This window comes from Aurantiacibacter gilvus, from assembly GCF_038289935.1.
In the GTDB taxonomy this organism is placed as follows: Bacteria; Pseudomonadota; Alphaproteobacteria; order Sphingomonadales; family Sphingomonadaceae; genus Alteraurantiacibacter; species Alteraurantiacibacter gilvus.
On sequence record NZ_JBBYHV010000001.1, the window covers coordinates 934,648 to 958,829 of the forward strand.

19 protein-coding genes and 1 tRNA gene are annotated in these 24,182 nt (G+C 63.5%); 11 read left to right on the forward strand and 9 right to left on the reverse strand.

Annotated elements, in window-relative coordinates:
- Positions 1 to 39 precede the first annotated feature (39 nt).
- Both lon and AAEO60_RS04650 read left to right on the forward strand, forming a co-directional pair.
- On the forward strand, positions 40 to 2,454 hold the full coding sequence (gene lon, locus AAEO60_RS04645) for an endopeptidase La (RefSeq protein ID WP_341672473.1): 2,415 nt from the start codon (positions 40 to 42) through the stop codon (positions 2,452 to 2,454).
- 246 nt (positions 2,455 to 2,700) lie between these two features.
- Positions 2,701 to 2,973 (forward strand): HU family DNA-binding protein, encoded by a 273-nt coding sequence (locus tag AAEO60_RS04650; protein WP_341672474.1) that lies wholly within the window; start codon positions 2,701 to 2,703, stop codon positions 2,971 to 2,973.
- Between the two features lie 100 nt (positions 2,974 to 3,073).
- On the opposite strand, the gene AAEO60_RS04655 is transcribed toward AAEO60_RS04650, so the two are convergent.
- Entirely contained in the window at positions 3,074 to 3,871 is a 798-nt protein-coding gene (locus AAEO60_RS04655; RefSeq protein ID WP_341672475.1) for a TrmH family RNA methyltransferase, read from the reverse strand.
- Positions 3,872 to 4,023: 152 nt separating this feature from the next.
- Here AAEO60_RS04655 and AAEO60_RS04660 point away from each other — a divergent pair.
- A tRNA-Tyr gene (locus AAEO60_RS04660) sits at positions 4,024 to 4,109 on the forward strand.
- A gap of 26 nt (positions 4,110 to 4,135) precedes the next feature.
- Here the strand turns inward: AAEO60_RS04660 and AAEO60_RS04665 are convergent.
- On the reverse strand, positions 4,136 to 4,822 hold the full coding sequence (locus AAEO60_RS04665; RefSeq protein ID WP_341672476.1) for a sigma-54-dependent transcriptional regulator: 687 nt from the start codon (positions 4,820 to 4,822) through the stop codon (positions 4,136 to 4,138).
- Between the two features lie 147 nt (positions 4,823 to 4,969).
- Here AAEO60_RS04665 and AAEO60_RS04670 point away from each other — a divergent pair, with 147 nt between their 5' ends.
- The 3 genes from AAEO60_RS04670 to AAEO60_RS04680 all read left to right on the forward strand — a co-directional run bounded on the left by AAEO60_RS04670 (position 4,970) and on the right by AAEO60_RS04680 (position 7,538).
- Positions 4,970 to 5,095 (forward strand): hypothetical protein, encoded by a 126-nt coding sequence (locus tag AAEO60_RS04670; protein ID WP_341672477.1) that lies wholly within the window; start codon positions 4,970 to 4,972, stop codon positions 5,093 to 5,095.
- Between the two features lie 65 nt (positions 5,096 to 5,160).
- Positions 5,161 to 5,997 carry a S1/P1 nuclease gene (locus tag AAEO60_RS04675; protein ID WP_341672478.1) on the forward strand — a complete coding sequence of 279 codons (837 nt, stop codon included), beginning with the start codon at positions 5,161 to 5,163 and terminating at the stop codon, positions 5,995 to 5,997.
- Between the two features lie 95 nt (positions 5,998 to 6,092).
- Complete coding sequence (locus tag AAEO60_RS04680; protein ID WP_341672479.1) at positions 6,093 to 7,538, forward strand: AMP nucleosidase; 1,446 nt, start codon at positions 6,093 to 6,095, stop codon at positions 7,536 to 7,538.
- 3 nt (positions 7,539 to 7,541) lie between these two features.
- On the opposite strand, the gene AAEO60_RS04685 is transcribed toward AAEO60_RS04680, so the two are convergent.
- The 4 genes from AAEO60_RS04685 to AAEO60_RS04700 form a co-directional block, all read right to left on the reverse strand.
- Entirely contained in the window at positions 7,542 to 9,233 is a 1,692-nt protein-coding gene (locus tag AAEO60_RS04685; RefSeq protein ID WP_341672480.1) for a bifunctional metallophosphatase/5'-nucleotidase, read from the reverse strand.
- An 88-nt stretch (positions 9,234 to 9,321) separates the two neighbouring features.
- Positions 9,322 to 12,855, reverse strand: coding sequence for a TonB-dependent receptor (locus AAEO60_RS04690; RefSeq protein ID WP_341672481.1), 3,534 nt, complete (start codon positions 12,853 to 12,855; stop codon positions 9,322 to 9,324).
- Positions 12,856 to 13,099: 244 nt separating this feature from the next.
- Entirely contained in the window at positions 13,100 to 14,014 is a 915-nt protein-coding gene (locus tag AAEO60_RS04695; RefSeq protein WP_341672482.1) for an isopenicillin N synthase family dioxygenase, read from the reverse strand.
- A gap of 10 nt (positions 14,015 to 14,024) precedes the next feature.
- On the reverse strand, positions 14,025 to 15,341 hold the full coding sequence (locus AAEO60_RS04700) for a NupC/NupG family nucleoside CNT transporter (RefSeq protein ID WP_341672483.1): 1,317 nt from the start codon (positions 15,339 to 15,341) through the stop codon (positions 14,025 to 14,027).
- A gap of 140 nt (positions 15,342 to 15,481) precedes the next feature.
- Between AAEO60_RS04700 and AAEO60_RS04705 the strand changes: the two genes are divergently transcribed.
- Both AAEO60_RS04705 and cdd read left to right on the forward strand, forming a co-directional pair.
- Complete coding sequence (locus tag AAEO60_RS04705; RefSeq protein WP_341672484.1) at positions 15,482 to 16,150, forward strand: queuosine precursor transporter; 669 nt, start codon at positions 15,482 to 15,484, stop codon at positions 16,148 to 16,150.
- Positions 16,147 to 16,575, forward strand: a complete 429-nt coding sequence (gene cdd, locus AAEO60_RS04710; RefSeq protein ID WP_341672485.1) for a cytidine deaminase — start codon at positions 16,147 to 16,149, stop codon at positions 16,573 to 16,575. The genes AAEO60_RS04705 and cdd overlap by 4 nt, the downstream gene beginning before the upstream one ends.
- On the opposite strand, the gene AAEO60_RS04715 is transcribed toward cdd, so the two are convergent.
- The 3 genes from AAEO60_RS04715 to AAEO60_RS04725 are packed head-to-tail and all read right to left on the reverse strand — an operon-like array spanning position 16,572 to position 20,526.
- Positions 16,572 to 18,719 carry a malate synthase G gene (locus tag AAEO60_RS04715; protein ID WP_341672486.1) on the reverse strand — a complete coding sequence of 716 codons (2,148 nt, stop codon included), beginning with the start codon at positions 18,717 to 18,719 and terminating at the stop codon, positions 16,572 to 16,574. The genes cdd and AAEO60_RS04715 overlap by 4 nt on opposite strands.
- The gene (locus tag AAEO60_RS04720) at positions 18,716 to 18,871 is read right to left on the reverse strand and encodes a hypothetical protein (RefSeq protein ID WP_341672487.1); all 156 of its coding nucleotides are present in this window, start codon (positions 18,869 to 18,871) and stop codon (positions 18,716 to 18,718) included. Before AAEO60_RS04720 ends, AAEO60_RS04715 begins: the two co-directional genes overlap by 4 nt.
- Before the next feature lie 59 nt (positions 18,872 to 18,930).
- Entirely contained in the window at positions 18,931 to 20,526 is a 1,596-nt protein-coding gene (locus tag AAEO60_RS04725) for an isocitrate lyase (RefSeq protein WP_341672488.1), read from the reverse strand.
- A gap of 144 nt (positions 20,527 to 20,670) precedes the next feature.
- Here AAEO60_RS04725 and AAEO60_RS04730 point away from each other — a divergent pair, with 144 nt between their 5' ends.
- The 3 genes from AAEO60_RS04730 to AAEO60_RS04740 all read left to right on the forward strand — a co-directional run bounded on the left by AAEO60_RS04730 (position 20,671) and on the right by AAEO60_RS04740 (position 23,846).
- Positions 20,671 to 22,071: a helix-turn-helix domain-containing protein gene (locus tag AAEO60_RS04730; RefSeq protein WP_341672489.1), complete on the forward strand. Its 1,401-nt coding sequence runs from the start codon at positions 20,671 to 20,673 to the stop codon at positions 22,069 to 22,071.
- Positions 22,072 to 22,152: 81 nt separating this feature from the next.
- Entirely contained in the window at positions 22,153 to 22,905 is a 753-nt protein-coding gene (locus AAEO60_RS04735; protein WP_341672490.1) for a phosphatidylserine decarboxylase, read from the forward strand.
- Positions 22,902 to 23,846 carry a CDP-alcohol phosphatidyltransferase family protein gene (locus AAEO60_RS04740; RefSeq protein ID WP_341672491.1) on the forward strand — a complete coding sequence of 315 codons (945 nt, stop codon included), beginning with the start codon at positions 22,902 to 22,904 and terminating at the stop codon, positions 23,844 to 23,846. The genes AAEO60_RS04735 and AAEO60_RS04740 overlap by 4 nt, the downstream gene beginning before the upstream one ends.
- Positions 23,847 to 24,182 lie beyond the last annotated feature (336 nt).

Below are 24,182 nucleotides of genomic sequence, written 5' to 3' on the forward strand. Positions count from 1 at the left end.
CATTGCAGCATCGGGGCCCCGCACCCATATTCGCCTTGCATGACTACAGAAACCCCCACCTCCGCCTATCCTCTCCTCCCCCTGCGCGACATCGTCGTCTTTCCCGGCATGGTCGTCCCGCTCTTCGTCGGGCGCGACAAGTCGGTGGCGGCGCTGGAAGCGGCGATGGAGAACGGCAAGGACATCTTCCTTGTCGCCCAGCTCGATCCGTCCTGTGACGATCCCGAGGCCGACGATCTCTACGATCTCGGCGTGGTCGCGCAGGTCCTGCAGATGCTCAAGCTGCCCGACGGCACCGTGCGCGTTCTTGTCGAGGGCACGGCGCGCGCCAAGATGACCGAGATGCGCGTGGCCGACGGCTTTGTCATGGCGCAGACCGAGGAAGTGGTCGAGACAACTGCCAGCGGCAATGAAGTCGCGGCGATGATGCGCAGTGCCCTGGGCCAGTTCAACGAATATGCCAAGTCGAACAAGAAGGGCTCTGACGAGCTCGAGGACGAACTTGGCGGAATCGACGATGCCGGCCGCCTGGCCGATGCCATCGCCGCCAACCTTGCCGCCAACGTCGACACCAAGCAGCAGCTGCTGGCCGAAAGCGACGCGCTGAAGCGGCTCGAGATGGTCTACTCGGTGATGGAGGGCGAGCTTTCCGTCCTGCAGGTCGAAAAGAAGATCCGTGGCCGCGTGAAGCGCCAGATGGAGAAGACCCAGCGCGAGTATTATCTCAACGAACAGCTCAAAGCGATCCAGACCGAGCTGGGTGGTGACGACGGCGAAGGCGGCGACGAACTGGCCGAGCTGGCCAAGAAGATCGAGGAAACCAAGCTCTCCAAGGAAGCCAAGGCCAAGGCCGAGAGCGAGCTGAAGAAGCTGCGTTCGATGCAGCCGATGAGCGCCGAGGCAACCGTTGTGCGCAACTACCTCGACGTGTTGCTGGGCTTGCCCTGGGGCAAGAAGAGCAAGATCAAGAGGGACATCAAGAAGGCGCAGGAGGTCCTCGACGCGGATCACTACGCGCTGGAGAAGGTCAAGGACCGGATCATCGAATACCTCGCCGTACAGGCGCGCACCAACAAGCTGAAGGGGCCGATCCTGTGCCTTGTCGGTCCTCCCGGTGTGGGCAAGACCAGTCTCGGCAAGTCGATCGCCAAGGCGACCGGGCGCGAGTTCATCCGCCAGTCGCTGGGCGGTGTGCGCGACGAGGCCGAGATCCGGGGCCACCGCCGTACCTATATCGGCTCGCTGCCGGGCAAGATCGTGTCGAACCTGAAGAAGGCCGGCACCAGCAATCCGCTGTTCCTGCTCGACGAGATCGACAAGCTCGGCCAGGATTTCCGCGGCGATCCGGCATCGGCGCTGCTCGAGGTGCTGGACCCCGAACAGAACAACAAGTTCCAGGACCACTACCTGGAGCTGGATATCGACCTGTCGGACATCATGTTCGTCACCACGGCGAACAGCCTCAACCTGCCGCAGCCGCTGCTGGACCGGATGGAGATCATCCGGCTGGAAGGTTATACCGAGGACGAGAAGGTCGAAATCGCCCAGCGTCACCTTGTCGCCAAGCAGGTGAGCGACCACGGGCTGAAGGAAGACGAGTTCACGCTGACCGAAGAGGGCCTGCGCGACCTGATCCGCTACTACACCCGCGAGGCAGGTGTGCGTACACTGGAACGCGAGATCGCGCGCCTGTGCCGCAAGAGCCTGCGCAAGATCCTCGAGAAGGAATGCGAGAGCGTCACGATCACGCCGGACAACCTTGGTGACTTCGCCGGGGTGCGCAAGTTCAAGCATGGCATGTCCGAAGAAGAACCGCAGGTGGGTGCCGTTACCGGTCTCGCGTGGACGTCGGTCGGCGGTGAGCTGCTGACCATCGAAAGCGTCACCACGCCGGGCAAGGGTGAGGTGAAGACCACCGGCAAGCTGGGCGAAGTGATGAACGAATCCATCGCCGCGGCCTTCAGCTTCGTGAAGGCGCGGGCGCCGCACTACGGTATCAAGCCCTCGATCTTCCAGCGCAAGAACGTGCACATCCACCTGCCCGAAGGCGCCGTCCCCAAGGATGGCCCCTCGGCGGGTATCGGCATGGTCACCTCGATCATCTCGACGCTGACCGGCGTTGCCGTGCGTCCTGACGTGGCCATGACGGGCGAAGTGACCCTGCGCGGCCGGGTGCTGCCGATTGGCGGCCTGAAGGAAAAACTGCTGGCGGCGCTGCGTGGCGGGATCAAGACCGTGCTCATTCCCGAAGAGAACGAGAAGGACCTCGCCGAGATTCCCGACAACGTGAAGGAAGGGCTGGAGATCATCCCGGTCAGCCATGTCGACCGCGTGCTCGAAGTGGCGCTTACCGCGGTGCCTGCACCGATCGAGTGGACCGAGGCCGATGACCTGGCCAGCCAGCCGCAGGGCCCCGGCGCGGGCGACCCGCCGTCGTCAACGACGGCGCATTAGCATCGCATCAGGCCAGATCGTTGGCAGACTTGGTTTTGTAAATTTTCGCCAAGAGGCCGGTCTTTACGGATAAATACGAAACAAAAGTGTCCGATTGCGAGATAAACCATCGTCCCGCCCCAAAAATCCCGGCGGCTGGGCGGCTTTGCCTTTGACAGCGCCCGGAAAACTCGCTCAATTCGCGGAATCGCTCGGCGAGTCACAAACAACGTCGCAGGCAAACCATGTGAGGGGGTTCACACCACAATGAACAAGAACGAATTGATCGGCGCCGTCGCGGACTCCAGCGGCCTCTCCCGCAACGATGCTACCAAGGCTGTGGAAGCGGTCTTCGATACGATCACCGCAACGCTGTCGAAGGGCGACGAAGTGCGCCTGGTCGGCTTCGGCACTTTCGCGGTAGCCAAGCGCAAGGCGTCGATGGGCCGGAATCCGCGTACCGGAGAACCGATGCCGATCAAGGCATCCACCCAGCCCAAGTTCAAGGCCGGCAAGGGCCTGAAGGACGCGGTCAACTGAGATCAGTACCATCCCCCGATGGATCGCGGGGGATTGGAGAACCAGGGCCGCCCTCATCGGGGCGGCCCTTTTTCGTGACTGCCGCTTTTCCTAACCGCCGTCAGTCTGCCGGCTTGCGGGTCGCCACGGCGTAGAGCGCGATGGCTCCGGCGTTGGAGACGTTGAGGCTTTCCATCGCTTGGCTGATCGGGAGTTTGCACAGGGCATCGCAGTGCTGCGCGACATTGTGGCGCATCCCTTCGCCTTCCGCGCCCAGCACCAATGCCACCGGGCCAGCGGGCAGGGCTTCGTCTAGCGTTGCCTCCGCTTCGCCGGTGAGGCCGAGGCGCCAGTAACCGGCTTCTGCCATGTCTTCCAGCGCGCGTGACAGGTTTACCACGCGCACCCATGGCACCACTTCCAGTGCGCCCGATGCGGACTTGCCGATCACGCCGCCTTCAGGTGGGGCATGGCGGTCCTGCGTCACGATGGCAGCGGCGTTGAAGGCCGCGGCCGAGCGCAGCAGCGCGCCGACATTGTGTGGATCGGTGACCTGGTCGAGCACGACGATAGGGCGTGCCGGATCGCCGTCGAGCACGTCGGCCAGGTGCATGTCCTCCAGTGGTTCGCATTCGAGCACCAGGCCCTGGTGCGGGGCATCCTTGGCTACCAGTCGGGCGAGGTCGGCAACTTCGGCATATTCCAGAGGGAAGTCCGGCGGAAGATCGCCATCCAGCGATTCGATGCCTTCGCGCGTCGCCCACAGCTTGCGGTGCTGCCGCCGCGGGTTCATCAACGCGGCTTCGACCGCGTGACGACCCCATAGGCGGACATTGCCCTTGGTAGCACGTCCGGAGCCGCGTCCGCCCTGCATGCGTCCTGCGCGACCGCGCAGTCTCTTTTCCTTGCCTTTGGCCATTTTGCCTCGTCATTGTGAAAGTTTGCAGCCTCCTGCCAGCAGGCCCATTGACAGGCAAGCAGTGCTTCGCCATTGGGGCGCCTCTCGGCTGGAAGGTGCCCCGTGTGGGCGCCAACCAAATGCAGGCAATAGCCTGCCTCCGGCAACGGTGTGGACAGGTGGCCGAGTGGTTAAAGGCAGCAGACTGTAAATCTGCCCGCGCAAGCGTACGCTGGTTCGAATCCAGCCCTGTCCACCACCGCCGCTCTCTCCATCTTCGGACAGCTACTGGCGAAATTCCGCCGGCTTGATCCCGTAGCGCGCCAGCTTGTCGTACAGCGTCTTGCGAGGCAGATCGAGGTGCTGCTGGACCTGCGCGACGCTGCCGCCGGCCTGGCGCAGGGCATCTTCCAGCACCGATTTCTCGTAACCGGCCAGCAGGTCGCGCAGGCTGGGATGTTCCTCCACTGTCGGGCCCGAAGTGGCAATCTGGGTCAGGCCGAGGACGAAGTTCTGCGCATACATCTGCAATTCGCGCAGGTTGCCCGGCCAATCGTGTGTCAGCAGGTGCCGCATCTGCGCTTCGTTGAGTTCGTCGGCCTCGCGCTCAAGCTCACGTTCGTAATGGCGCAGGAACTCACGGAAGAATACGGGCACGTCCTGCTGGCGTTCGACCAGTGTGGGCAGGGTGATCGTCACGCCGCTCAGGCGGCTGCGCAAGGCGCTGGCAATGGAAGAGCCGGTATCTTCGCCGTCCGTATCGAGCGATGTCGCGATCACGCGGATGTCTACCGCTTGCGGTCGTTCCGCACCGAGGGTGTAGAAGCTGCGATTGTCGAGCAGGCTTACCAGCCGGGCGAGGGCGTGTTCGGGAATCTGCTCGATGGACTCCAGCACCAGCGTGCCGCCGTTGGCCCGTTCGACCAGGCCGGAACGAGAGCGCGCCGATGACGGCGCGCGGCCGTATAGCAAGAGGCCACTCCGGCACAGGAGGAGTTCCTGACGGATTGGCTGGTCCCCGCGACTGATGCCTATCCAGGCTATGCGTTCACGATCGAGCGGCGCAACGCCAACCCGGGTTCGGGCACGTCGAAGAACTGGTTCAACGCGGCCTATGGCGTGCCTGCCTACACCTACGAAGCCGCCGATGAAGTGGACCGCGATGCGGCCCGGGCCGCAGCGCTCCAATTGGCCGATACCTTCGTTGCCAGCCTGGTAGCGCTGGTAGCCAATTCCACCCACTGATCCGGCACGCCGCGAGCTTTCCAAAATTTCATCTTGGTGCCACATCTGGCGGCCAAGGAGATCGCATGAAGAAGTTTGCTGCCATCGCGCTGGCCACTAGCGCACTTTGTCTCGCAACGCCGTCACAGGCATGGGGCCCGATTGGCCACCGAGTTACGGCGGAGATTGCCGAACACAATATCAGCGGTCGCACCCGGGCGGAGATCGCCGAGATCCTTGGCCAAGAGGGGCTGCCCGAAGCCAGTACCTGGCCGGACGAGGAGCGCTCCAACCCCGATCTGTTCTGGCAGGAAACAGCCTCGCCCTTCCACTATGTCACCCTGCCGCACGGCGTGGCGGCGGAAGACCTGCAGCACCCGCCGGAAGGTGATGCGGCCACGGCGCTGGAGCAGTTCACCGCCGTCCTGCGCGACGACAATGCCACCCGCGAGGACAAGGCGCTGGCCCTGCGATTCATCGTCCATCTGGTGGCAGACCTCCATCAGCCGCTGCACGCCGGCAACGGCACAGACCGTGGCGGCAACGACGTCATCGTCGACTGGTTCGACACCCAGACCAACCTGCACTGGGTGTGGGACGAGGGGATGATCCTGCGCCAGCAGCTCTCCTACTCCGAATATGCCGCCCGCATCGAGCCGCGTATCTCGCCCGAGGAAGTCATCGCATGGTGGGATGCCGACCCGGCCACCTGGATCACCGAAAGCACCGAACTGCGCGATCGCATCTATCCTGCCACGGGGCCGGAGGCAGGCATGGGGACACAGGAGTCGCCGGTGTTCATTCGCTACCGCTACCACTGGGACTGGATCGCGACCGTCGAGCACCGCATGGCCCAGTCCGGAGTGCGGCTGGCAGCCTATCTCGATTGGGTCTTCGCGGACGGCCAGTCCGCCGAGGACTGAGGGCCACAGTCTCCGGTTTTTGACGGCGTGCCACTCCCCGTATCCGCAAAATTCGGCTAGGGGCGGGCATGAAAAACAACAAGAACGGAGTATACATGGCGACAGGCGCAGACGAGATTGATGGCATCCTCGACCAGTTGGAGACCATCGCGGAGAAATCCCGAGACAACCTGATCGCTGCCCTGAAGACCTTTGCCGATAGTCGTACTCCACCTGACCTGGAGGCCCGAAAAGCCGGGCTGTTTGCCTACCCCGAACTGATCGTCAGCTATTCCAGCGAGATGCCGACCGAACATCCCGCACGCGCCTATGCGCGGCTGAACCAGCCTGGCGTCTATCGCAGTTCGATCGCCGATCCGGCGCTGTTCCGGCCTTACCTGCGGGAACAGCTACAGCATCTGGTGCAGGACTACCCGGTCGAGATCACGGTCGGCATTTCCGGGGACGAGATCCCCTACCAGTATGTGCTCGACGGCTCCTTGCAGGGGATCGGCAGCGCCGAGCTGACGCGGCATTTCCCATCGACGGACCTCGTCAACATCGGTGACGAGGTGGCAGACGGCACCTGGGCCGGAGCTGCAGACGGCAGCCGTCCACTGGCCCTGTTCGATGCCCGTCGCACCGACTTCAGCCTGGCCCGTCTGCGGCACTATTCGGGTACGCCGTCAGGACATTTCCAGCGCTACGTGCTGTTCACCAACTATATCCGTTACGTCGAAGAGTTCATCGACGTCTCGCTCGAAGCCGTGGCCGATCCGCATAGCGGCTATACTGGCTTTTCAGCCCCGGGCGTGGTGATCGAACCGGGTGACCTCGAAGGTGCGCGTGACCGGATCGTCAGCGGTACCTGGCGGAAGCACCAGATGCCCGCCTATCACCTGATGGCAGGCGAAAACTGCGGCATCACGCTGGTGAACATCGGCGTTGGACCGTCCAACGCCAAGACCATCTGCGATCATATCGCCGTGCTGCGGCCCGAGGTGTGGCTTATGATCGGCCACTGCGGCGGCCTGCGTCCCAGCCAGACCATCGGCGACTACGTGCTCGCCCACGCCTACCTGCGCGATGACAACGTGCTCGATTCCGTCCTGCCGCCGGAAATACCGATTCCGGCCATCGCCGAGGTGCAGGCGGCCATGTTCGATGCCGCGCGCAATGTCTCGGGCGAGACGGCCGCCATGCTCAAGCGCCGCCTGCGCACCGGAACTGTGGTGACGACAGACGACCGCAACTGGGAACTGCGCTTCACCCATTCCGCCCTGCGCTTCAACCAGAGCCGGGCGGTGGGGATCGACATGGAATCGGCCACTGTCGCCGCGCAGGGTTATCGCTTTCGCGTGCCCTACGGCACATTGCTATGCGTCTCGGACAAGCCCTTGCACGGCGAGATCAAGCTGCCAGGCCAGGCCAATGCCTTCTACGAACGCTCGATCAGCCAGCACCTGCGCATCGGGATCGAGACCATCGCCCTGCTGCGCGAGCAGGGCGACAGCCTGCACAGCCGCAAGCTGCGCAGTTTCGACGAGCCGCCGCTTCGCTAGGCGTCAGTCCTGCGGCGGGAGGTTGAGCACCCGCCCGCAGACCGGGACCGTGTGTTCGGCCGAGGCGACATAGGCTTCCAGCGCGTCGATATCGAAGCCGACATTGGCCACCACGGGCATCTCCGTGAGAAGGCTGAAGCCGTCTCCGCCGCCAACGAGGAAGCTGTTGGTCACCACGCGATAGGTTTGCTGCGGGTCGAGCGGTGCGCCGTCCAATGTCAGGCTGGTGATCCGCTGCTGCGGCGGGCGCTGCATGTCGCCGGAATAGATCACGCCGTCGGACGGGATCAGCAGGGAATCGCAGATTGTCGTTTGACCTACGTCACAAAACTGCTGTTCCAGCAGGGCGGCGATCTGCGAGCCGGTCATTTCCAGCACCAGAACGCCATTGCCGAACGGGGCCATGGCGTAGAGCTCGCCGTAGTCCAGCATGCCATCGTCCGCACCGGCAAGGTCGGTACGCACGCCGCCCGTGTTCACGAAGGCGATGTCCGCCCCGCCTTCGAGCGCGGTCTCCGCTGCGTAGAGATAGGCATCGGCGACAAGCAACTGCGCCGGTCGGTCGCCGCAATTCTCGCCTTCCTCGCCGGTGTCGTGGATCGGGCCGACCATGCGGTTGGCAACCGGGCCGACAGCTTCGGAATAAGTCTCCACCACGGCGGCGATGGCGCTGTCGCTGCCCATGCTGCCGTCGATCGGAACGTTGTCGCCGCGCAAGGACACCACCGTGTCGGTCGCCGGATCGACGACCATGGTGATATCGGTGACAAAGCCGCCATAGCGCCCGGCGGAAGTAAGCAGCACTTCGTTGCCGGACAGGGTCTCCAACCCGCAGACATAGGCCTGGTGCGTGTGGCCGGAGACCACAACGGAGATCGCCGGTTCGAGCTGTTCGATGATCTGCACGATGGGGCCGGAGAGGCTGGGGCAGCCCGCCAGACTGTAGAGCGGATCGACGTCTGCGCCTTCATGGATCAGCAACACGACCGTGTCTGCGCCGTCCTCCATCAGGTCTTGCGCGATGCGGTTGGCCGTCTCTGCCTCGTCGAGGATGCGGTAGCCTGCGGTTGCCTGGGCGGCGACGAGGTTGGCCGTGCCTTCCAGCGTCATGCCGATGAAGCCGATGCGTGCGCCGCCGATTTCGCGAACCTCGCTGCCCGGGAAGATAGTCTCGCCGCTATCGTCGACCACGTTGGCGGCTAGGTAGGTGAAGTCGGCACCGTCGAACTGCTCGACGCTGCACGGTTCGCGGCGGGTGAACTGTTCGCAGCCGCCGTCCTGCATGCGCCGCAATTCGCCGGTCCCGCGGTCGAATTCGTGGTTGCCGACCGAGGCCAGGTCGAGGCCCATCTGCGACAGCACCTTGATCGTCGGCTCATCGAGGAAGAGCGAGGAGATTAACGGGCTGGCACCGATCAAGTCACCCGCGGCAACGGTAATCGAATTGTCTTCGCGCAGACCTGCCAGCGTGGCCGCCAAGCGCGCGGCGCCGCCCAGTCGCTCGCTCTGCACCGTTTCGCCAGCATGATAGCTGGTTGGTCGCGCGTGCGGTTCCAGGTTGCCGTGAAAATCGTTGAGCGCGAGGATCTGCAGGGTCACCGGCTCGCTACGGGTGGCTGCCGTTTCGACCTGCGGCGTGGCGCAGGCGGACAGGGCGATCCCGGCGAGCAGGGCGGGGAAGTAGCGGGTCTTCATGCGGCTATCCTTACGCGGCAAGGTGACAAAAGAAAGGCGGCGGCGCCCTTTCGAACGCCGCCGCCATGTGTTCGGTATTCCGGCAGGATCAGAACTCGTAACGAGCACCAATCTGGATGCGCCAGATCGACGAGGTCGTGCCGACGAAGTTCTGGTCGTCCGGGTTGAAGCCGCCCATGATGTAACGGCCCATGCTATCGATGCCCGAGACCGTGATCGTATCGCCCGGGCCACCGTCCGGATCGGCAACGGTGATCGAATTGTCGACTAGGTCGACAAAGTCGCCGCGAGCGCGGAAGACGTTCCAGCTATCATCGAAGAAGTTCAGGAAGTTATCAAAGTCCATGAACAGTTCGATGCGGTCATCCGCGATGCCGGCGAAGTGAGCCGGACCCGGGATTTCCTGGCTGAAGCGCAGATCGAGGTCGAAGAACCAGTCATTGCGGCAGCTGTTGCGCGTAACCGAAGTACCGGCTTCGTAGTCACAACCCGATGCATCGGCGTAGTTCAGCACCGAAGTGGCTGCCGCATCCTGCCCAGCCTGCAGAGCAGCAATCTGCGTCGCGCTGAAGCCCATGCCGCTGAAGTCGGTGAGGTTGGGGTCACCAGCGCCTGTCGGGATGTACAGCAGCGCATTGTCGGTGCCGGACGAGCTGTCGTTGAACACGCTGCCACCGTCGAAGGTCAGCGAGTACGGACGACCCGAGCGAGCGACGAAGATGAAGCCCAACTGGGTGTCGTAGTCTTCGATGAACTGCTCACGCACATTCACGGCCAGTGTGAAGTTATGCTGCGTTTCGTAGTTCGAAGTCGACACTGACGGGTTCTGGCGATCGAAGGCGGCCGTAACGTCGTAGCTGGACGTTGCCGTCGAGCTGCCGTTGTTCCGGTTGTTGTTCGATTCCGTGAAGGCGTAACCCATGTTGACGTTGACGCTGCCGCCCGAGGTGAACAGGCCGCCCTGGAACTGCTTGGACAGCAGCAGCGAGATCACGTGGCTGTCATAGCTCGGACCGTTGGTCAGCTGGATTTCGTCGTCGCGACCGATGCGGTTGAAGCATTCGGGCGAGAGGTTGGTCCAAGTCGGCGGCGTGCCGCCGGTGCCCTGCAGGCTGGCCGAGCAGCCGGCGGCATCGGGATCGGTGGGGTCGATGGCGTCGAAGATCGGACGACCGTCGACGGTGTAGCCACCGATGCCGACGAACGGGTTCACCGTCTGCGCCAGGTCGACGAAGTTCAGTGTGTCGACAAAGCGGCTGTAGATGTAGTCGACGTTCAGCGACCAGTCGCTGAAGAAACCGCCCTGCGTGCCAAACTGCGTGGCGATGCCCAGGTTGCCGCGCCACACGCTTGGGAGCGTGAAGTTCGGATCGGTCGACTGGGTGTCGGCGAGGCCGGCTGCTGCGCGATTCTGGGCAGCCTGCAGCGCACAAGCCGGGATGCCGGTAAAGGAACCGCCCGACAGCACGTTGAAGTTGCCGTTGGCATCCAGCAGACCTGCGCACAAGTTGCTGAAGGTGTCGCCATCGGCATAGCTGAAGCCGTTGTTCGAAAAGGCGTTCGAGAAGTACACGACCGGGTCACCGCCCGAGAAGCGACCTACGCCACCGGTGAAGCGGGTGTTGTGGAAGAAGCCGTCGTTGTCGAACTCGTAGTTGAAGCCGAAGCGCGGCAGCCACAGCGGATCGAGATCGCTGAAGGCGACCGAGTTGCTGAAGCCATAACGGCTGGCGAACTGCGGGTTCTCGCGCGGAGCGGAGCCACTGTACCACTGGACGCGCAGGCCGCCGGTCAGCGATAGGTTGTCGTTGGCCTGCCAGGTGTCTTGGGCATAAAGCGAGAAGATCCGGCGGTTGAAGGTCGCCGCCGTCTCGTTGATGTCGCCGCTCGGGGTCTGGGCGATGGTTGCACCGCCGAGGCCGCCGCCCACGAGGTCGTCAGCCGAACCGAAGACGCTGGAGAAACCGCCGCTGGCGACCACGCCGTTCTCGAAATCGTCGAGGTTGCGGAAGAAGATCGTGCCCGTCGCGTTGATGGCGAACAGGTTGTAGACTTCCAGGTCGTTGACTTCGACACCGATCTTGAACTCGTGGTCGTTCGGCGTCCAGTTCAGCTGGAACTTGGCCTGGTCGGTGTTGGTCTCGAGCGCGTTGGCCGAACGGAAGATGCCGGGACCAGTCGACAGGATGCCGTTCTGGCCACCGGGGATCAGGCCGTTGGTTTCGTTGTCGACACCGACAGCAAGGCGGATGGTCGGAGCGTCCGACTGGGCTTCGCCGAAGCCGACCGGGCCCTGGACATCGGAGACGTCGGCGCGGCTCAGGCGCAGCTCGGTGCTGATCTCGTCGGACCATTGCGAGTACAGGCGGACCGAGTAGTAATCGGACACGGTACCTTCGTCTTCGAAGCTGTTGTAGCCGGTCAGGTTCGCGTCACCGGTGTCGCTTTCGACATTGGTTTCCTCGAGACGCTGGTAGGTGGCTTCCAGACGGTGGTCTTCGGTGATGATCGCATCGAGACGACCGAAATAGCGCACCGAGCTTTCCGGCAGGGTGGTCGGATAGCCGCCAACGTCCTGGCCGTAGACGCTAGAGGCGATCTGCGCGAAGCGATCGAACTGTGCCTGGGTAACGAAGTTGGCTTCGTTGGCAAAGCCCGAGCCGAAGGGACCGAAATCGTTGGCCGAGCCAAGATCGGTTTCTTCGTAGGCGGCCGAGAAGAACAGGCGATCAGGGATGATCGGGCCCGACAGCGTGGCGCCCCAGCGCTTTTCCTCAAAATCATCGACGTTATTCGGCGTACCGTCGATCGAGTCGCCGCGCAGGTCAGCATTGCGGAAGGCGTAGAACGCGCTGCCGTGGAACTGGTTCTGGCCCGACTTGGTAACGACGTTCACCAGGCAGCCGGTGAATTCCGAATACTCGACGTCGAACGGAGCGAACTCGACCGAGGTCTCGCCGATGGCGTCGAACGGGATCGGCAGCGAGTTGCGCGCAGCGAACGGCGTGCCATTCAGGCCGAAGACGTCAGCCTGCACGATACCGTCAACGGTGAAGGTGTTCGAACGGTCGTTGCCACCGAGGCAGGAGATGCGATCCACTTCATTGGCACGGTCAAGGCTGACGCGCGGGTCGATGCGGATGATGTCGCGAATGTCGCGGGTGATCGACGGGAAGCCTTCCAGCGTGTCGATGCCCAGGGCCAGGCCCGGACCAACCGCCAGCTGCTGCGCACCGGCGCGCGCGGCGGTGACCACGATGGTGTTGGCCGAAGCGCCCGAGGCCAGGGCGAAGGTGTAGGCCGTGTTACCCGAGATGTTCAGGTACTGCTCTTCGACCGTCTGGCCTTCGTAGCCGGTGGCGGTGACGGTGACGGTGTAGGGACCGCCCGAGGTCAGCGAACCGAAGCGGAAGTCGCCGTTGTCGCCAGTCACCTGCGAGCGGGTTGCGCCGGTACGGGTGTCGGTGACGGTAACGGTCGCGCCGTCCAGCGGCATGCCGTCGGCGTCGGTAACGGTGCCCTGGATACCCGAGGTAATCTGCTGGGCATATGCCGCCTGCGGCAAAGCGGTGGCAGCGGCAACACTCACAAGGCTAGCCGCAACGAGATATTTGATTTTCATGATTCTGATGTCCTCTTGGAAGGCGCACTTCCCGCCCCATGGGAAAGCGATCACTGCGATAGGTATCTAGCAGGACAATCGCATTTCAGCTTTATGACAGAGGGCCAAATCCGGGACATATTGTGGACTTCTGCAGGCACGGATGTTGGTTTCCAATGCAACCGTTGCTGCAGTGCAACACAGTTTAGAGGCAATTGCGGCTGTAGAATTACTTGGGCCACTACTTTGCCGCGATTGCGGCGAATCAGGCGAGGCCGATTTCCCGGAGTCGCTGCAGCAGGAATTCGTGTGCCGTGATCGGTTCCTCGCCAGTGCCCGGGCAGCTGTCGAGCGGGTCGATCAGGAAGTCCGGACGGAAGTGCAGGAAGTACGGCATCGAATAGCGTGACCGCTTGGCCGCTTCGCCGCTGGGGTTGACAACGCGGTGGGTGGTCGAGCGCAGGTGTCCCTTGGTCAGCCGGTGCAGCATGTCGCCGATGTTTACCGCCAGCGCCCCTTTGGGCGGCGAGACGGGCACCCATTCGCCCTGCTTGTTGAGCAATTCGAGACCGGCCTCTTCCGCGCCCAGCAGCAAGGTGATGGTATTGATGTCGCCGTGCGCTGCTGCGCGGATGGCTCCTTCGGGAGCACTTTCCGGCAGGGGCGGGTAGTGCAGCAGCCGCATCACCGAATTGCCGTCCTTTACCGTGTCGACGAAATAATCGGGCGCGAGACCGAGATCGATAGCAATGGCGCGCAGGATGCGGTCGCCAGCCTTCTCGAACTCGCTGAACAGGGTGGTGAAGGTTTCGCGAAATTGCGGCAGTTCGGCGGGCCAGATGTTAGGTGCCATCAGGTCCGCATAGGGATGGCCTTCGGGCAGGCTGCGGCCGATGTGCCAGAATTCCTTGAGGTCGTGGACCTCGGCATCCTTGGCGATCTCCGTGCCGAATGGCGTGTAGCCGCGCGCACCGCCGCCGCCGGGGATATGGTAGGACTTCTTGGTTTCCTCCGGCAGGGCGAAGAATGCCTTGGCCAGCTCCTCTGCCCTGTCGATCAGGTCCTGCGGGATGCCGTGATCGCAGACGATGGCAAAGCCGAATTCGGAAAAGCTCTTGCCCAGGTCCTCGGCAATGTCTTCCAGCGGGCGGGCGAGCGAGACGGTGGTGACGCAATTCATCTGGTGGCCTTTAGAGGGTGAGGGGCAGGAACAGGCCAGCCAGAGCGGCGCTCATCAGGTTGCTGAGCGAGCCTGCGGCCAGCGCCTTCAATCCCAGCTTGGCGATGACAGGTCTTTGATTGGGCGCAAGGCCGCCGGTCACCGCCATCTGGATGGCAATGGAGCTGAAATTGGCAAAGCCGCACAGCGAGAAGGTGACGATGGCCGCCGCGCGCGGGGTCAGGCCCTCTTCGGTCAAGGCCCCAAGGTCGATGAAGGCGACGAATTCGTTGAGCACGATCTTGGTGCCGAACAGGCCGCCAGCGGTGATTGCCTGGTCCCACTCGATGCCGAGCAGGAACATGATCGGGGCGAAAACAAAGCCGAGGATCTGCTGGAACGAGAGGTCCGGCGCGCCGAACCAGCTGCCAATGCCGCCGAGGATGCCGTTTGCGAGCGCGATAAGCGCGACGAAGGTGAGCACCATGGCACCGACGGCAACAGCCAGCTTGAGGCCGGTCTGCGCGCCCTGGGCGGCGGCTTCGATGATATTGGCGGCGCGGCCGCTCTCGTCGAAGTGGGCGGCGACTTCCACTTCGTGCGGCACTTCGCCGCCTTCGGTGATTGCGGCAGGCCCTTCGCCACTAACGCGGCCCCTGGGCAGGGTGATCTCACCCTCGGCTTCGGGTGCCGGCTCTTCGGTGTCGGGCATGATGATCTTGGCCATCAGGATGCCGCCGGGGGCGGACATGAAGGCCGCGGCCAGCAGGATGGGCAGGTATTCGGGGCCGAGCAGCCCGGCATAGGCTGCCAGGATCGTGCCCGCGACGCCGGCCATGCCGACGGTCATCAGGGTGAACAGGCGGGAAGGGGACAAGGCAGCAAGGTAAGGTCGCACGACCAGCGGGCTTTCCGACTGGCCGACGAAGATGTTCGCCGCCGCGCCCAGCGATTCGACCTTGGAGATGCCCGTGACCCAGCCGATCGCTCCGCCCAGCCAGCGCACGATCCGCTGCATCACGCCAACGTGGTAGAGGATCGACACCAGCGAGGCGAAGAAGACGATCACCGGCAGCGCGCCGAGTGCGAATGTGCCGGAGAGCGGGTTGCTTTCGCTGGCCCCGAACAGGAATTCGGTGCCTTCATTGGCATAGGAAAGGAGGGCGGCGACCCCGTTTGCCATCCACTGGATCACGGCCGCGCCCCAGTCCGTGCGCAAGACAAGGGCGGCGATGCCTGCTTGGAGGGCAAAGGCCGCACCGACGATGCGCAGGCTGATCTGCTTTTTGGCGTTCGACAGCAGGAAAGCGAGCAGCAGGATGACAGCTATGCCGGCAAGTGAGATCAATTGGGGTGGCACGGCAGCTCCAGGTTTCAGGCTATGCTTTCTGGCGAAACCACAGTCTTTGCCCATTAGTGCAGCGGGTTCAAACGGATTTTGCCCACAGGCCTCTTCCAATTCGCGACGCTGTTGAATAGCCACAGCCGATGGCACTCCAACCCAACACCACTTCGATGCCTCGCGCGCAGTTTGTCCTCACCATGTTATATGGCGGGATGACGGTGATCGCCGGGGTGCTGGCATTCAAGCAATTCGCCATCGGTCCGTTGGTGGTCGAAAGCGGAATCCTCGCCTTCCTGCTGCTGGTGGTGCTCTCCAGCACGACGGCGCAGCTTTATGGCAAGCCCGCGGCAGACCGGCTGGTACTGTGGGGTTTCCTGCCGCTGGCCTTCTCGATCGCGCTGATCTGGCTGGTGCTGGCGCTGCCGGTGTCGCCGGACATGCCACCAGAGAACCTCGCCGCGTTCGAGCTGGTCCACGGCCAGACGCCGCGCATCATGGCTGCCGGGCCAGTCGCCTACGGTGTCTCTCTGCTGCTCAACGTGTGGATCTTCAGCAAGCTGCGCGGCAAGGGCCCCGAAGGCGAGAACGGCGGCAACCTGTGGCTGATGGTGCGCGGGGGCATTGCTTCGGCGATCAGCCAGGCGGTCGACACGCTGATCTTCATCACGCTGGCCTTCTATGGCGAGTTTCCCATCGGCAACCTGCTGGTGGGGCAGGCCATTGCCAAGATCGTGCTGTCGCTGGTGCTGGTGCCGTTCCTGATCGCCGGTGCCGTGGCGCTGGCCCGGAAGATGGATGCGAGGCCAGCATGAACAAGGCTGCCCCCCTGATCGAAGCCGCCAAGGCAGCGCGCAAGCGAGCCTATGCGCCATATTCGCAGTTTCACGTCGGTTGTGCTGTCGAGAGCGCCGACGGCACGGTGGCGCTCGGCGCCAACATGGAAAATGCGTGCTACCGGCTGGGCGTCTGCGCCGAACAGTCGGCACTTGCGGCGGCGCAACAAGCCTTCGGGCTGGAGAAGGTCCGTCGACTGATTGTTGTCGGTGGTCCGGCAGACAGCGGCGAGGAGGCTGGTGCGCCGGTGACGCCGTGTGGCGGCTGCCGGCAGGCGATCCAGGAGGCCGCGGCACTGTCTGGTCACGATATCGAGATCGTCTGCTGCGACCATACAGGCGAGCAATCGATCACCACCACGATCCGCGAGCTGCTGCCCGCGGCTTTTTCGCTCGGCGACTAGCTGGCCTTCGCCAAGGCGCGGGCGCGGTGCAGGACCGGTTCGGTATAGCCGGACGGCTGCCGGGTAGCGGTAATGATAAGCTCGCGCGCGGCGTTGAGGGCGATGGAATTGCGCTCGTTCCCGGCCATCGGGCGATAGTCCGGATCGCCGGCGTTCTGCGCATCGACCTTGGCCGCCATGCGGTGCAGCGCCTCGTCGATCATCAGCCGGTCGACCACGCCGTGGTGTAGCCAGTTGGCAATGTGCTGGCTGGAAATACGCAGGGTGGCGCGGTCCTCCATCAGGCCGACGTCGTTGATGTCCGGAACCTTCGAGCAGCCGACCCCAGCGTCGATCCAGCGGACCATGTAGCCGAGAATACCCTGCACGTTGTTGTCGAGTTCGGCGGCCACCTCTTCTTGCGTCCAGTTCGCATCGTCTGCCAGCGGCACGGCGAGCAGCTTCTCCACCGGCACCATCGGTTCTGTCGCCCGCTCCCGCTGGCGCTCGCTGACCTTGCAGCGGTGGTAATGCGTGGCGTGCAGCGTGGCTGCGGTGGGCGAGGGGACCCAGGCGGTGCTCGCGCCGCTCATCGGATGCCCGATCTTCTGCGCCAGCATGTCGCGCATCGCATCGGGTGCGGCCCACATGCCCTTGCCGATCTGCGCCTTTCCGGCAAGGCCGCAGGCGAGGCCGATCTGCACATTGCGGTCTTCGTAGGCGGCGATCCATTCGGCGCACTTGATGTCAGCCTTGCGCAGCATGGGCCCGGCCCGCATCGAAGTATGGATCTCATCCCCGGTCCGGTCGAGGAAGCCGGTATTGATGAAGAACACGCGGTCCTTCACCGCGCGGATGCAGGCGGCAAGGTTGGCGCTGGTGCGGCGCTCTTCGTCCATCACGCCGATCTTGATGGTATGCCGCGGCAGGCCGAGAATGTCCTCGACCGCGGCAAACAGGTCATCCGCGAAAGCGCAATCGGCGGGTCCGTGCATCTTCGGCTTCACGATATAGATCGCGCCCTTGCTGCTGTTGGACAGGCGCCCAAGGCCCTTCAGGTCATGCAGGGCGGCAAGGCTGGTGACGGCGGCATCGAGCAAGCCTTCGAACATCTCTGACCCGTCGGGCAGGCGCACCGCCGGCGTCGTCATAAGGTGGCCGACATTGCGCACCAGCAGCAGGCTGCGTGTGCGCAAATTGCACTCCTCGCCAGCGGCATCGACATAGGTGCGGTCGGGGTTGGCCGTGCGCACGACCTTGCGATCACCCTTGTCAAAGCTCGCGACCAGGTCGCCGCGAACGGCACCCAGCCAGTTGCGATAGGCAGCAACCTTGTCTTCCGCATCGACGGCCGCAACCGAATCCTCCAGGTCGACGATGGTCGAGAGCGCGGATTCCAGGCGCACGTCTGCGATGTGGGCGGGATCTGTACGGCCAATGTCATGCTGAGGATCGATCACCAATTCGATCTTCAGGCCGTTGTTGTGCAACAGGATATTGTCACCGATCACGCCAAGATACTGGTCGGGGTCGGCCAACGGCGGGGTGCCGCCCGCCCAGTCGTTCCAGCTTCCGGTGGCGAAGGGCACTGTATCGTCAAGGAAGGCCTTGGCCCAGGCGATGACCTTTGCGCCGCGGTCGGGGTCATAGGCTGGCCCTTCGGGCAAGGCGCCATCGAGGGCGTCAGTACCGTAAAGGCCATCATAGAGGCTGCCCCAGCGCGCATTGATGGCGTTGAGCAGGAACCGGGCGTTGAGTGCCGGGACCACAAGCTGCGGCCCTGCAAGGGCTGCGATCTCGTCATCGACTCCTGCGGTGCCGATGCTGAAAGGCTCAGGCTCTGCTTCGAGGTAGCCGATCGCGCGCAGATAGGCGGGCGGCGCGCCAGTTCCGGCATGGGGATTGCGGCGGTGCCAGTCGTCGATCGCCTGCTGCAGGCTGTCCCGACGCTGAAGCAAGGCGCGGTTGCGCGCGGTGAAGTCCTTGGCGAGCGAGGCCAGACCCTGCCAGAAGCGGGCTGCCGCGATATCGGTGCCCGGCAGGGCCTCGGTTTCGATGAAGGCGGCAAGTTCGCTGGCAACCTCCAGCCCTGCACGAAGGACATGGTCTTCGCGAGGGGCCAGAGTTTCGCCTGCGTCGATCCTGGCAGGATTGGCGGGGGTCATCGGCCGAAGCGCCCCAGGCGGTGGTGCAGGTTCACCAGCTTGCGGGTTTCCGTGTTGTCCTCGCCATTGCGGATGGCGACGGCCAGTGCGTTGCGGATGAGGCCGAAATCCTCGTTCGAGAAGACCGGGCGGGCTATTGTCGGTTGTGCCATTTTACTTCTCCTTCTTCACTCTGCGCGGCGTCAGGCCGCAAACTGGTTCCTCGCAGCGTTTATGCTGCAAACTGGTTCATGGTGTTATGTTCGCCGCCGGCCTTGAGGGCCGCTTCGCCGGCGAAGGCTTCCTTGTGGTCGTCCCCGATGTCGGAGCCGGCCATGTTCTGGTGCTTCACGCAGGCGATGCCCTGGCGAATTTCCTCGCGCTGCACCTGCTTGACGTAGCCGAGCATGGCTTCCTCACCGAAGTACCGCTTGGCGAGGTTGTCGGTGCTGAGCGCTGCCGTGTGATAGGTCGGCAGGGTGATCAGGTGGTGGAAGATACCGGCGCGCTTCGCGGCATCGCGCTGGAAGGTGCGGATCTTCTCGTCGGCCTCGGCAGCGAGTTCGCTGTCGTCGTAGTGCTGGCTCATCAGCTGTTCGCGAACATACATCGACAAGTCGCGGCCTTCCGCTTTCCAGGCATCGTAGACCTGCTGGCGGAAGTTCAGCGTCCAGTTGAAGCTGGGCGAGTTGTTATAGACCAGCTTGGCATTCGGTACGACTTTGCGGATGCGGTCCACCATGCCCGCGATCTGATCGATATGCGGCTTTTCGGTCTCGATCCACAGCAGGTCCGCGCCGTTTTGCAGGCTGGTGATGCAGTCGAGTACGCAGCGGTCTTCGCCGGTTCCGGGGCGGAACTGGTAGAGGTTGGAGGGCAGGCGCTTTGGACGCAGCAGCCTGCCCTCGCGGCTGATCAGCACCTCTCCCGTACCAATGTCAGCCGCATCCACTTCCTCGCAATCGAGGAAAGCATTGTACTGGTCGCCCAGGTCACCCGGTTCGCGGGTGAAGGCGATCTGCTTGGTCAAACCGGCGCCAAGCGAGTCCGTGCGGGCGACAATCACGCCTTCGGGGATGCCCAGCTCGAGGAAGGCATAGCGGATCGCGCGGATCTTCTGCAGGAAGTCCTCATGCGGCACGGTGACCTTGCCGTCCTGGTGGCCGCACTGCTTCTCGTCAGAAACCTGGTTCTCGATCTGGATAGCGCAGGCACCGGCTTCGATCATTTTCTTGGCCAGCAGGTAGGTCGCCTCGGCATTGCCGAAACCTGCGTCGATATCGGCGATGATCGGCACGACGTGGGTCTGGTGGTTGTCGATGGCCTGCTGGGCCTTGGCTGCTGCAGCTTCGTCACCAGCCTCGCGGGCCTTGTCGAGTTCGCGGAACAAGCCGCCAAGCTCGCGGGCATCGGCCTGGCGAAGGAAGGTGTAGAGCTCCTCGATCAGCGCGGGAACGCTGGTCTTCTCGTGCATCGATTGGTCGGGCAGCGGGCCGAAATCGCTGCGCAGGGCGGCGATCATCCAGCCTGACAGGTAGAGGTAGCGGCCCTTGGTGCCGCCGAAATGCTTCTTGATGGAGACCATCTTCTGCTGGCCGATGAAGCCGTGCCAGCATCCCAGCGACTGGGTGTAGGCGGCGGGATCGGTGTCATAGGCCGCCATGTCCTCGCGCATGATCTTCGCCGTGTAGCGGGCGATATCCAGACCGGTCTGGAACCGGTTCTGCTGGCGCAGGCGGGCCGCGAACTCCGGGTCGATACCCTGCCAGTTCTGGCCTTGCTTGTGCTTGATGGCGGTCTGGCGGTGGATTTCGGCGAAATAGATCATGCGATTCGGTGTCCTTTGACAGGGTTGGCGAGGACCTTCCTGCCTGTCGCGCGGACCAAAATCGCTCTCTCCGATGTAATGTTGTCGAACTTTACAAAATTTGCGTGTAACGTTGTAAAGTTGATACCGTGCATGGAGGCCACCATGGCTGGGAAGACCTTGTACCTGGGCCCTCGGCTCAAGAAACTGCGGCGCGAACTGGGTCTGACCCAGGCGAACATGGCCGCCGACCTGGAGATCTCCGCCAGCTACATCGCCCTGATGGAGCGCAACCAGCGCCCCGTAACCGCCGAGATGCTGATCAAGCTGGCGACGACCTACCGCATCGACGTTGCCGACCTAGCTGACCAGCACGCAGACGAAACCGCCGCGCGGCTGCAATCGGCCCTGCGCGATCCGCTGTTTGCCGACATCGCTATCGAGCGGCTGGATATCGAGGACATCGCCACCTCCTACCCCGGCATGGCCGAGGCATTGCTGCGGCTCTACACCGCCTTTGGGGAAGAGCAGCTGGCTCTGGCAACGCGGCGTGAAAGCGCAGAGGGCATCGCTCGCGAGCCTGTGGCAGATCCCGTGGTCGAGGCTCGTGCTTTCCTCTCCGCGCGCCGCAACTGTTTTCCCCCGCTGGATGACAGCGCAGCCGCGGCTGCCAAGGAGTTGGACAGCTTCGATGCCATGCAGCGCCATATCGCCGATAGCTTCGGGCTGGACGTGCGCCTGGCGGACGATGGCCTGATGCGCGGCGGCCTGCGCTGGCACGACTACCACCGACGACGGATCCACATTGCCGAGCGGCTCGATCACTCGGGGCGCCGGTTCCAACTGGCCTTGCAGATCGCCATCCTCGAGCAAGGCGAGGCCATCGAAGGGCTGGTGGCGGAAGGGCGCTTTGCCGGCGAGGGAAGCCGCTCGCTCGTGCGCCGCGCCCTGCAGAGCTATTGGGCGGCGGCGTTGCTGATGCCCTACCGCGCCTTTCGCAAGGCGGCGGAGGAACTGCGCTACGATGTCGAGGCCTTGGCCGCGCGCTTTTCCGTCAGCTTCGAGCAGGCTGCGCACCGGCTCACCACCCTGCAAAAGCCGGGCGAGGAGGGAGTGCCGTTCTTCTTCCTGCGCGTGGACCGTGCCGGCAACGTGTCCAAGCGGCTCGACGGTGCGGGCTTTCCGCTGGCGCAGCATGGTGGCGGTTGCCCCTTGTGGAACGTGCACCAGGTTTTTGCGACGCCCGGGCTGGTCGACGCGCAACTGATCGAGATGCCCGATGGCGAGCGCTACGTGTCTATTGCCCGTGTCGTAAGGGCAGGGGGCGGCAGCTTCGGAAAGCAGAGCGTGCCGCGTGCCATCGCAATTGCCTGTTCGGCAGAGCACCTGGACCGGCTGGCCTATGCTGATGCCCTGAACCATGGCGAGCCGACGCCTATCGGGGTGGCCTGCCGCTTGTGCCACCGGCCGCGTTGCATTGCCCGTTCGGCCCCGCCAATGGGCCGCGAACTGGTCCCGGCGCGGTTCCGTGACAGCGGGGTGCCGTTCGATTTTTCTGCCGACTAGTCCGTCGTCTAGGCCAATCGTTCGCGCACAAGCGTAGTCAGCGGCTTGTGGCATGGCCTGCCAGTGCGTAGGTACTTCTTTATGTCAGGCGAATTGAGAGACAATCGTGGTCGCGGCGATGCCGAATGGGGCTTTCCCGCGATCCACCCGGAAGGCCGCAAGTACGGCGTGATCGCGGGTTTTGTCGCGCTGCTGGTGATGTTCGGTTTCGACTGGGAAATCTTTGGCACACTGCTGCTGGCGCTGTCCGCTGGCGTTTTCGCCTTCTTCCGCGATCCGGAACGCGTGGTGCCGCAGGGTGACCGGCTGATCGTCTCGCCTGCCGACGGGCTGGTCTCGCTCATCACCCAGGTTCCCCCGCCGCCGGAATTGCAACATGCGTCAGAGGATGGCAGCCGCGGTCTGGGAACCGAGCCTGTCACCCGCATTTCCATCTTCATGTCCGTATTCGACGTGCACATCAATCGCTCGCCTATTGCGGGGACCATCAAGCGCATCGTCTACATTCCCGGCCGTTTCATGAATGCCGACCTCGACAAGGCGAGCGAGGAGAACGAGCGCCAGCATGTCCTGGTGGAGCGTGTCGACGGCACCGCCATCGGTTTCACCCAGATCGCCGGGCTTATCGCGCGGCGGATCATCCCGCTGGCCAAGCCGGGTGACATTGTTGCCGCCGGCCAGCGCGTGGGCCTGATCCGCTTCGGCAGCCGTGTCGACGTCTACCTGCCCGCCGGGACCGATGCGAAGGTGTTGCTCGGCCAGCGCGTAATCGCGGGCGAGACGGTGCTGGCAGAAATCGGCACGGTCGGCCTGTTGGAGGGTGTCAGCCAGTGAGTGCGGATCACGACTACGACGAGGAAGAGACGGCAACACCCGGTCCGGCATGGCTTGGTCCCAAGGCCAGCGAGCACGAGGTCGTAACCCGGTCGCGGGCAGGCAAGGGCCTGTCGATGCGTTCTCTGGTTCCCAATGCCATTACTGCGGCAGCGCTGTGTTCCGGCCTGACCAGCATCCTGTTCGCGATTGCTGGACAGTGGGACAAGGCAGTCTTCGCCATGATCATTGCCGGCGTGCTTGACGGGATGGACGGGCGCATCGCCCGCCTGCTCAAGGCCCAGTCGCGTTTCGGCGCGGAGCTGGACAGCCTCGCCGATTCCGCCAGTTTCGGCATGGCACCCGCGCTGGTGCTCTACCTGTGGTCGCTGGCGGAGGTGCCGCGGTTCGGCTGGTTGGCGGCTCTCGCCTATGCCATTTGCTGTGCCTTGCGGCTTGCCCGCTTCAATGCCCAGATTGACGTCGACGACCAGCCTCACAAGCTGGCAGGATTCCTCACAGGAGTTCCTGCACCAATGGGGGCGGGCTTTGCTTTCATGCCCATGTACCTGTGGCTGGCGACCGATGAAGACGTCTTCCGCGAACCCTGGCTGGTGGGCCCGTGGCTGGTGTTCGTCGCCTTGCTGATGGTATCCAACCTCGCCACGCCCAGCTGGAAATCGCTGCGCCCGTCACCTAGTTTGAAACTGTTCGTCCTCGTGCTTGCCGGACTGACGGTGGGCGGCCTGCTGATCGAAACCTGGTGGACGCTGGTGCTGATCGGCGTGGTCTATTCCGCACTGATCGTGTGGACTTTGTTCCGCTATGCGAAGGTGAGGCGGCAGCAGAGAGTCGATAAAGCCGCCGCAGACAAATCCGAGACCGTTACGCCGCCAGAAGGGCGAAAGCCTCTCGCGGTTGACGAGGTTGAACAGCAACTGGCGCAGGATCGCGATCCATAGCAGCCAGTTCGGAGCGGATCGTACGCCAGTGGGCCAGCCCCTGGACGATCGACTCAAGGCACGATGCCAGCGACAGCGCGGCGATCATTCCGAAGAAGAGCGAGATTGCGATTGCCAGTGCCATAATGAGTGCCTTTGTTTCGATTCGTTCTTGTTGCGTTCCATGTTCCACTTTCGTTCCATCGGGTCAAGAACTTTTGTTCCCGTGATGTTCTCATCGGGTGTTCCAGGGCGCGATTTGGGACTGGATTTCCCCGAAGCTCTGGGCTAGTGGCGCGACCGCCTGAAGGGCAGGAACGATTCCCGTTTCTGCCAATGACGGCAAATCCACATGGA